The following is a 10,696-nucleotide window of genomic DNA, read 5'->3' as shown; positions in this document are numbered from 1 at the left end:
TTAAATGAATTTAGAAGAAAAGATGGAATTAAAAGGACCGATAAGAAAAACAACACAATTTGAATTTCCAGTCAAAAAGGGGAGTGAAGTAAGCGAATATAACATTTATCCAACTCATGAGATTGGGATGGATCAAATTAATTATGGGTATGATTCTTTGGCGGAAATATTAGTTTCGTCCAGAACAATCAGGATTGATGGCTATGTTGGGGTGAGATTTCTGGATATTAAAGAAGAGCTGAACACTGCCTTTAAAAAAAAAGGTATTGAACCGGTTTGGATCAATGTAGAATCAGCTTTAAAAGACGAGCAAAAAATTGAGGAATTAATTGCTCCTTTTCTCGGAGGTGACGACCCTGTTTTTGGAAAGCTTTGTGATCTTCATTTAATTGATTTCTTTAAGAAAGAAGCCTTGGTAGCCCTTGTTAAAAAGGCTTCTGCAGAGCCCATTATTTTCTACGGCATAGGTGCAGCCTTAGTACCTGTTGATGGGGAAGTGGTTTTTTTCGAATTAAGCAAAAATGAGATTCAATTCAGGTCAAGAGCCGGATCCATTACCAATCTTGGCGCCACCCAAGCGTGTAGCTCTCAAAGCATGTATAAAAGATTTTATTTCGTCGATTGGCCCGTCCTTAATAATCATAAAAAGGAACTAACCGGCAAAATAGATTTTCTGGTTGACGGCCAGAGGAGCGAAAATATTACCTGGATAAAGGGAAATGATTGGCGAGAAAGTATAAACACAATAGTCGAGGGGCCTCTGAGGGCTAGGCCCTGGTTTTCACCGGGAGCCTGGGGAGGACATTGGATTAAAGATAAGATAAAAGGATTATCTGATGATGTTGTTAATTATGCCTGGTCCTTTGAATTAATTGTCCCCGAAAATGGAATTATTATAGAAAGTAATGGCTACATGCTGGAATTTTCTTTCGATTTCCTGATGTTTCATGCAGGAAAGGAAATACTTGGGAATGATTTTGAGGTTTATAAATATGAGTTTCCAATTCGCTTCGACTTTCTTGATACTGTTGAAGGGGGAAACCTGAGTATTCAATGCCATCCTCAGAAAGAGTATATGAAAAGGCATTTTGGAGAGAATATTACACAAGAGGAGACATATTATATTCTGGACAAAAAAGATGATGCACATGTATACCTCGGTTTCCAGGAGAACATTAGTCCGGTAGAATTCCGTCGTGCATTAGAAACCAGCTTTCAGGAGAGCAAAGAAATTGAAATTACTCAATACGTTCAGAAATTTAATTCACAAAAACATGGATTATATCTTATTCCCCCCGGAACAATCCATAGTTCCGGAAAAAACAATTTAGTGCTTGAAATAAGTTCGACTCCCTACATCTACACATTTAAAATGTATGATTGGCAAAGGCTCGATCTAGACGGAAAGCCAAGACCTTTAAATATCGAACGAGGTATGGCGAATCTTGTTTTCGAACGAGCGGGAACCACTGTAGAAGAAGAACTCATTTCAAGGCCTTTAGAAGTGGAGGCTAATGAAAACTGGATTTTAGAGCACCTTCCTACTCATAAAGAGCATTTGTATGATGTGAATAGGTATACGGTCTATACATCTGTGACAATTAATACTTCAGGGAAGGCTCATGTATTAAACGTAGTTGAAGGAAAAAGCATTGAAGTTATCTCTGGAAGTAAATCTGTGGTGTACCATTATGCCGAAACATTTCTCGTACCGGCTCAAGTCAAAGAATATTCCTTGAAAAATAGTTCAGAAAGACCAGTCAAAGTGATTTTAGCTTTTGTGAAATAAAAATTCCATGTGCTAAACAGGGAAATAAAATTGATCCTAAGGCAAAGGAGGCAGATGTTAAAAATCATTAAAATTCCCAAGAAGTGCAGAGTAATTAATTTTTTAGTTAAGGCTGGTATTCTTTTCATTTTATTAAACCGCACGGCTAATAACGCTTAAAGTCATAATTATTAAGGGGTAATATTGAAGGTTTGAAAATAACAAATAAAAAAAATTCATTTTTGTTTGTTTTCCTAAAACGTTTTAGTAGTTTAGTTCTTCATTAATGTTCTGTTAAACAATTTAAAAGTAGTTGGATGGGAAATTTATTATTCTTTCAAAAATTAAAAGGAAAACGTTTTCGTGCCGGGCATAAATTTCTGGTGGAATCATTCCTGTTGAGCGCTGCCTTTTTTCTTTTAGGAACCGTGAGCAGTTTTGCATATCAACAAGATCCAGTATTAATAGAGGGTAATGTAACGAATACGGCGGGAATTCCTCTTCCGGGAGTAAATATCCTGGAAAAAGGTACTACAAACGGGGTTATGACAGACTTTGATGGGGAGTACAGCATTGAAGTTAGTTCGGGGAATGCCGTACTGGTTTTCTCTTACCTGGGTATGAACACTATTGAAAGAGAAGTTGATGGTGAAACTGTGATAAATGTCGAACTGGCTGAAGATCAACAAGCCCTGGATGAAGTTGTTGTTGTAGGGTATGGTACTCAGCGCAGGTCTCGAGTAGTATCAGCAGTTGATCAGGTTTCTTCTGAAGCACTTGAAGGAAGACCGGTGTCAAATGTGACTCAGGCATTGCAGGGAACCTCTCCCAGTTTGACCATTCAACAAACCAATTCAGAGCCTGGTGCAGGAATAAATATGAATATTAGAGGGATTAGTACACTCGGAAACAACAGTCCCTTAGTTGTAATTGATGGAATTGTTGGAGGAGATATTAATAGGCTAAATCCGGCAGACATAGAAAGTGTATCGGTTTTAAAAGATGCAGGTAGTGCAGCAATTTATGGATCGAGGGCCAACAATGGGGTGGTTCTTATTACTACAAAGAAAGGAAATAAGAACCGTCCCATGAATGTGGAGTACAATGGAATAATGGGAATCAATCACCCTAAGTATTTTGCTGAACCAGTATCAGGTTACGAAAATGCCATTTTACGAAATGAATCGGCTTATAATTCAAACCTCGGATCAGCGGTTTTTACGCCAGAACAAATTCGCCAGTTCTATGAAAATGGAGATGAGGAGTGGTTCGCCGATGAAATAGTACAAGATGCAATTCAGCAAAACCATAACATTTCAGTTTCTGGAGGTAATGAAAACTCCTCCTACCGTGTTTCAGTGGGGTACTTTGACCAGGAAAGCAATTTCGTAGGGCCCGATAAAGGGATGCAGAGGTACAATTACAGGATAAACTTGATTAATGAATATGGAAGGTTTAAACTTACCTCTACACTGGCTTATACCAAGCAAAGAATAAAAGATCATGCTTCGAACACAGGAACATTAATGGCAGATGCTAACCGTGTTCCGTTGTATTACAGACAAATAGATGAAGAAGGGCGGTATCTAACCAATGATGTGCTTCAACAATTCAATCCGTTAGGGATATTGGAAGAGGGCGGGTTCCGCAGATATGACAATGATGATATCTTCGGAAGCCTAACTGCAGAATTAGCTATTACAGATGAATTTTCATTAAGAGGAATTTTTGGTGGAAGGTTATTTGCTAATTCTATGTTTCAGAGAACAACAAGGGTAGACTTTTATCCTCAGGGGGTATTTGGAGATGAAAACACGACGAATGATGTAACCAGTAAAGGGTTGTCTTTAAATTCACAACTACTGGCTGAATACTCTAATATATTTGATGAGGTTCATGATGTAAACGTCCTTTTAGGAGTTTCAAATGAAAGTTATGAGCAGAGAGGTGTAGGATTATTCATGAGGTATACAGACCCAGATCTTGGAACCCCTATTACTGATTCTGAAATTGATGAAAATACTGATAATACTTATAATTCTAACCTGGGTTCTTCCCAGAATGCGCTTAATTCCATATTTGGACGTGTCGCTTATTCCTATGACGAGAAATATATTGCAGAGTTCAATTTTCGCTATGATGGTTCGTCTAGATTTAGAAAAGATCTTCGTTGGGGGTTCTTTCCTTCTGTAAACCTTGGATATATGATATCACAGGAAGATTTCATGACCAACTACAGGGAGAATATGGGGAGCTTAAAATTCAGGGCTTCCTATGGTCTTCTTGGAAACCAGAACGTTGGCGATTTTCAATATCAAACCACCTATTTTACTTTTCAAAATGCCTATGGATTTAACAATGCTGGGGTAGGTGGAACAGGTTATAACTATGCTAATCCTGATATACAGTGGGAAACAGCGGCAACTCTTAATGTGGGTGTGGATGCTGAATTCTTTGACCGTCAATTATCGGTCTCCTTCGACTACTTCGATAAAGTGACTTCAGACATTCTTGTTCCACCCGCAGTGCCAGGAGTGTATGGTGCCGATTTGCCTGATTTTAATGCTGGAAAAGTTGGAAGCCGGGGTTGGGAATTTAGCGCCACATATTATAACTATGGTGATTTGTTCACTCACGCCCTATCGGTAAATGTAGGTGATTCCAGGAATAAAGTCCTGGATTTCCAGGGAGAAGAGCGACTCATAGGAGTTGAGGAACTACAGGTGCTGCTTCGTGAAGGTCATGCGTACCAGTCTTACGTAGGGCTGAAAAAAGATGGTTATTTTCAGAGTCTTGAGGAAATTGAAGGTGCCGCAGTACCTGTTGGTCTCTCGGTTCAGCCAGGTGATAACCGGTATGTAGATGTTAATGAAGATGGTGTAATTGATGATGATGATAAAGTAATCTTCGGAAGTCCTTTTCCGAGGTTCAATTATGGGTTGACTTATAACGTGAATGTAAAAGGCTTTGACCTGAATGTTTTCCTGCAGGGAGTGGGAAAACGAACTATGATGATCCGCGGGGAATTGGTAGAGCCGTTTCATTATAACTACGGTATGACTATGTATGACCACCAGCTAGACTACTGGACGCCACAAAATACGGATGCACGTTATCCCCGACTTGCTGACAACGGAACTCAGTCTAACACCAATAACTACAGAAGAGGATCTGACCAGTATTTATATGATGGGGCTTATTTAAGGTTGAAAAATATCCAGTTGGGATATACTTTACCGTCCAATGTTTCAGAAAAGCTAGGGATGCGTAAATTTAGGACTTATCTAACAGGGCAGAACCTGTTGACGTTTTCAAAAGTGAAATTTGTGGACCCAGAATTATCCGAATTTAACAGCAGTCTTGGCGTTGGAGGGGCAAATAGTGCAAGAGCATATCCAACGATGGTTTACTATGGGTTAGGATTAGACATAACATTTTAAAATTTGCGAAATGAAAAAAATATATAAAGTTACTTTTTTTATAATGGCCGTTCTGTCTTTGTCAGGATGTGAAAAGCTGGATCTTGATCTGGCGCCGGAAGATCAGTTCACTGATGCGAATTACTGGACGAGTGAAGATAAGGCACAAAGTCTTCTTAACACCGCATATTCTCAGATGTACAGTAGCAGCCATTTCTTTTATAATGAAGCAGCCTCAGACAATGCTTACATGGGTAGGGGAGATGCCGCCGGCGCGGCCTCATTGGCGGCCGGAACTTATGATGCTTCTTTAGCCAGAATAAGCCAGGAATGGAGTGATCGTTATGCTGGTATAAAATCTACCAATATTCTGCTGGAAAATATCGATAGAGTGCCAGATTTACCTGAAGAGACTCTAAATAGAATGAAAGCAGAAGCACGATTCATAAGAGCTTTTCAACATTTCATGTTAATGACCTGGTTCGGAGATATTCCTTTGCTTGATTCCGATATTAGTATAGAAGAAGCGCAGACAATCACCCGTACTCCAAGAGAAGAGGTACTTTCTTTTATCTTGTCTGAATTGGATCATGCAGCAGAAGTGTTACCGGCTAATACTGAACTTCCAGCCGCTGAACGTGGTAGAATTACCAGTGGTGCGGCTGTTGCTTTAAAAGCCAGAGTGCAACTTTACGAAGGAAACTGGAGTGGAGTAATTCAGGAAACAGAAAAACTTATTAACGGTGGTGCTTATGGCAGCTATGGGTTATTTCCTTCTTATGAGGGATTATTCCTTCCAGAAAATGAATACAATCAGGAAGGTATCTTTAGCATTCAATATGTCCCCGAATTAAGAACCTGGGGCGAATTCTTTGATTTGGCGCCATTATCTGCCGGTGCCAGATTAAATGCAATGGCTCCAACACAAGATTTGGTAGACAGTTATTTGACAGCAAGCGGTCAAATGATCTCTGAAGCTGGTTCCGGATACGATGAAGAGAATCCTTATGAAAACAGAGATCCCAGGCTGGAGGCTACAGTGGTATATCATGGCTATGAATGGGAAAACCCTGACGGTAGCACTCACACGATTTATATTGAACCGGGTTCAGATCCAGATGAACCTCTGGATGAATACGCACCGGGATCGTCTGCTACTTCTACAGGATACTACCTCAGGAAATACTTTGATCCGGAACATCAGTCAGGACTGGCATCCGGTTTAAATTTAATACTACTTCGATATGCTGATGTGCTGTTGATGCACGCCGAAGCAAAAATGGAGTTAGGAGAGTTTGACGAAAGCACCTGGAATATGACCATTCGCCCAATTAGAGAACGTGCCGGATTCACAGATCCCGCGGCCCTTGACTATCCTTCTTCCCTCGGTCAGGAAGAATTGAGAGACCTTATAAGAAATGAAAGAAGGATTGAATTAGCTATGGAGGGTCTTCGCATTTTTGATATCAGACGATGGGAAATTGCGGAAGATGTGTTAAATGGTTGGGTGCGTGGTGCCAGGTTTGGTCCAAATAATACTTACCTGCAGGTTAGCCAAAGGACTTTCGATCCAAGCAGGCATTACCTGTGGCCAATTCCCAGAGATGAGCGACTCATTAATGATAATTTAACCCAGAACCCGAATTGGTAACGGGGAAAAAGTTTTAACAAAAAATCGGAAATTATGAAAAAAGTTATTAGCCAGTTAATATTTTTAGCCCTTGCTGTGTTTTTAGTGGGATGTGAAGAGGATGATTCTCTTTCCAACAATGAGGTTTCTCAGGTAGAAAGCCTTTATTCACCCCAGGACAATATTTTTTACAATCTGGGTGCACAGAGTTCTGCTGTCTTTGAATGGCAGGCAGCAAAAGCAGAGGACAACGGCGTAGTGCTATATGATGTGGTATTTGATGTTGAAGGAGGCGATTTCTCAGACCCAGTATACGTTTTACCTTCAGATGGACGAGGTATGCAACGTACACTTAATTTACCCTTTTCAACACTTAATCAAATTGCAGGAATGGCCGGGATTGAATCTCAAAGTACCGGAAGACTTCAATGGACAGTTTGGTCATCTAAAGGAATAAATGTACAGGAATCGGGGATTTACAGAACTATTGAAGTAGAACGCCCCGGAGGATTCCCAACTCCTGATGAACTCTTTTTGGTCGGCTCAGCAACTGAAGCAGGTGATGACTTAGGAAATGCCATTCCAATGAAGAAAACAGGTGCAAATACTTATGAGGTTTACACTTCCTTGTCTGAAGGAGAATATCAGTTTGTCACCAGAACTTCCGGAACACCTGAAACATATTATATTGAAGATGATAAATTAAAAATTAATGGTACAGCAGCCTACACAGGTGAGGAAAAGGTTTATCGTATTCGGGTAGATTTCAGCGATGGTAATGCAGAAATGATCGAAATTCAAAATCTGCAACTTTGGTTTGCTCCTAATGAAGAGTTTATGTTTGACCTTCCTTATGTTGGTAATGGTACCTGGATGGCCGAAGATCAGGAGGTAGAGTTCAGACAGGAAGACTGGGGGCGAGATGAGCGCTATAAATTTATGTTTACTGTTGTTAATGGCGGAGAAACTCAGGAAGAATGGTATGGTAGCACTAATGGAGATAACCAGAGACCGAATGCCGATAGCCCTGCCTCTTACTGGCATATGGTTCCGGTTACGAATGACCGCTGGAATAACAGCTTTAAGTTTGCTGATGAGGTAGATATGAGTACTGTTGATGTTGAAGTCATTTTCAATGCTGAGGTGCCAGAGTACACCCACCGTGTAACAGTAGTCGAGTAAGACAAGATTTGCAGTAATCCCCCTGGATCTTTCCAAGGGATTTTAAATTATAATAATTATGAAAAAAAGTTCAATCACTGTTGGAAGATTAATGGTGTTACTATCTGTCATTCTTCCAGCTTCCTGCACGAATGATGATTTGGTGCCATTAAGAGATCCGCAGCAAACAGAAGAAGAAATTGCTATCGACTGGGCGGCTACGGCCGATTCAATGCAGGATGCCACTTACGGCACGTATTTAGGATCTGAAGGGGTCTTTGTGCAGGATAACACCGGGAACAGTACATTTCACTACTGGCCGAATGCTCATGTACTACACGTTTTAGTGGATGCTTACCTGAGAACCGATGACGGTGCTTATCTCGATAGAATGAAATCTTTGGTAAGGGGCATAGAAATAAGAAATGGAGGGTCATATCAAAATGTTTTTAATGATGATATGCTGTGGCTCGGTAATTCAAGTATGCGCGCTTATAATGCCACTGGTGATGATGAATATCTTGAAGTTGCAGAATATTTATGGGATGAAATCCGGCTAAGCTGGAGCGATGAAGTTCTTGGAGGAGGAATTACATGGAAGAAGAATACTCCATTCCAAAAAAATGCTGTTTCCAATGGCCCAGCGGTCATTCTGGGGACAAGGTTGTATGAAGCAACTCAAAATCCGGAAGATCTGGAATGGGCAAAAAAGATATATGAGTGGCAAAAAAACAACCTCGTAGATCCCGTAACCGGACTCGTATGGGATGGTGTAAGCCTCGAAAATGGTGAAGCTGTAGTAAATAAGGACTGGATTTTCACCTATAATGCCGGAACATGGATAGGTGCGGGTCTCAAGCTTTACAATATAACGGGGGAGGAGCAATACCTGAATGATGCCTTAAAAACTGCACGTTCCCTTATGACGAGTTCAGAATTAACGACGGAAGGTGTTCTAAAAAGTGAAGGACAGGGAGATGGAGGCCTTTTTAAAGGTATTTTGGTAAGATATTTTACCCAGCTGATTCTTGAACCAGACATACCTGAAAGTGACAGGGAAGATTTTGTGGATTTCATGGAGTTTAATGCCGAGACATTTTATGAGAATAGCCTTAGCAGGCCCGGAATGCTCGCGGGACCTGATTGGAGAAATGCACCTGAATCAAGAACCGATCTTACTACTCAGTTAAGTGGTTTAATGCTTATGGAAGCTGCCGCTCTACTGGATGAACAAGGTTATTTTGAACAATAAAAAGCTACATTAATAAAGAAACAATTTATCATGCAGAGAAGAAAATTTATACAAAATACAGCATTATTCGGCGGAATGCTGATGATGAACCCTTTTTCTGTTGCCGCAGGTCCCGGCCTGCGAAAATTCCCAGTGGTAAGACCTTCTGAAGGTCAGAGAAACTTTGAAAGCAGGGCCATTGAAGATGCTATTAAAGAATTTCAGTCAAAAGTTAAAGATGGAGAGTTGAGTTGGATATTTAACAACTGTTTTCCTAACACTCTCGACACGACTGTTACCTATACTGAAAAAAATGGAAGACCAGATACTTACGTGATCACGGGTGATATAGATGCTATGTGGCTTAGAGATAGTTCTGCTCAGGTTTGGCCCTATATGGCATTTGTAGATAAGGATGAAAAGTTGAAGAAATTAATAGCCGGAGTAATTAATCGGCAGACCGCTTACATACTTAAAGATCCATATGCAAATGCATTTTATGACGATCCGAATAAAAAAGGTGAATGGTTCTCTGACCTTACAGATATGGAACCGGGAGTTCATGAACGGAAGTGGGAAATAGATTCTCTTTGCTATCCTATTCGATTGGGATATAATTATTGGAAAACAACAGGTGATACGTCTCCTTTTAATGAAGAATGGCAGAAAGCAGTAAAGAATATTCTCAAAGTTTTTAGAGATCAACAAAAGAAGGAAGATCGTGGCGAATATTCTTTTCAGAGGGAAACGCCTAAGGCAACAGATACGAGGGCACTGCATGGGTATGGGTATCCTGTCAATCCTGTTGGCCTTATCTGCTCGGCATTTAGACCGAGTGATGATGCTACAGTATTCTCATTCTTAATACCGTCTAATTTCTTTGCTGTAGTCAGCCTTGAACAGGCTGCTGAAATGATGCAAGAAATTGCAGGTGATTCCACCACCGCAAGCCAGCTAAACGAATTAAAGAGAGAAGTTCAGGACGCATTAAAAGAACATGCTGTTGTAGAGCATCAAAAGTATGGAAAAGTTTATGCATTTGAAATTGATGGATTTGGTAACAAATTAATGATGGATGATGCAAACGTTCCCAGCCTTTTATCCTTGCCTTATCTTGATGCTATTAAAGATGGAGATCCCGTTTACAGAAATACAAGAGATTTTATTTGGTCCCTGGATAATCCATTTTTCTTCAAGGGAACGGCAGCAGAGGGTATTGGCGGGCCTCATGTAGGAATGGATATGGTTTGGCCTATGTCTATAACTATGAAAGGTTTGACAAGTAAGGATGATGAGGAAATAAAGCAATGTATACAAGCTTTAAAATCGACTCATGCCGGCACAGGTTTTATGCATGAAACCTTCCATAAAAATGACCCTGAGAATTTCACAAGATCCTGGTTTGCATGGGCAAATACCCTATTTGGAGAATTCTTATGGAAGACATATCAGGAAAGGCCTCATTTATTAGTTTAAGGTCTCCAAAA

6 protein-coding genes are annotated in these 10,696 nt (G+C 40.3%); all 6 read left to right on the top strand.

Annotation, left to right across the window (positions count from 1 at the left end; all coding sequences use genetic code 11):
* The first annotated feature begins 4 nt into the window (after nt 1-4).
* The 6 genes from ACOV1Q_RS00225 (at nt 5) to ACOV1Q_RS00200 (ending at nt 10,685) form a co-directional block, all read left to right on the top strand.
* Complete coding sequence (locus ACOV1Q_RS00225; RefSeq protein WP_424492421.1) at nt 5-1,789, top strand: class I mannose-6-phosphate isomerase; 1,785 nt, start codon at nt 5-7, stop codon at nt 1,787-1,789.
* A gap of 296 nt (nt 1,790-2,085) precedes the next feature.
* Nucleotides 2,086-5,208, top strand: a complete 3,123-nt coding sequence (locus tag ACOV1Q_RS00220; protein ID WP_424492420.1) for a SusC/RagA family TonB-linked outer membrane protein — start codon at nt 2,086-2,088, stop codon at nt 5,206-5,208.
* A 10-nt stretch (nt 5,209-5,218) separates the two neighbouring features.
* Nucleotides 5,219-6,838 (top strand): RagB/SusD family nutrient uptake outer membrane protein, encoded by a 1,620-nt coding sequence (locus ACOV1Q_RS00215; RefSeq protein WP_424492419.1) that lies wholly within the window; start codon nt 5,219-5,221, stop codon nt 6,836-6,838.
* Nucleotides 6,839-6,871: 33 nt separating this feature from the next.
* Entirely contained in the window at nt 6,872-7,999 is a 1,128-nt protein-coding gene (locus ACOV1Q_RS00210) for a SusE domain-containing protein (protein WP_424492418.1), read from the top strand.
* Between the two features lie 58 nt (nt 8,000-8,057).
* Nucleotides 8,058-9,230, top strand: coding sequence for a glycoside hydrolase family 76 protein (locus ACOV1Q_RS00205; protein WP_424492417.1), 1,173 nt, complete (start codon nt 8,058-8,060; stop codon nt 9,228-9,230).
* 30 nt (nt 9,231-9,260) lie between these two features.
* Nucleotides 9,261-10,685 carry a glycoside hydrolase family 125 protein gene (locus tag ACOV1Q_RS00200; RefSeq protein WP_424492416.1) on the top strand — a complete coding sequence of 475 codons (1,425 nt, stop codon included), beginning with the start codon at nt 9,261-9,263 and terminating at the stop codon, nt 10,683-10,685.
* Nucleotides 10,686-10,696: the final 11 nt, after the last annotated feature.

Source organism: Salinimicrobium maris (genome assembly GCF_049680855.1).
Lineage (GTDB): Bacteria > Bacteroidota > Bacteroidia > Flavobacteriales > Flavobacteriaceae > Salinimicrobium.
This window is presented reverse-complemented; position numbering and strand designations above follow the sequence as displayed.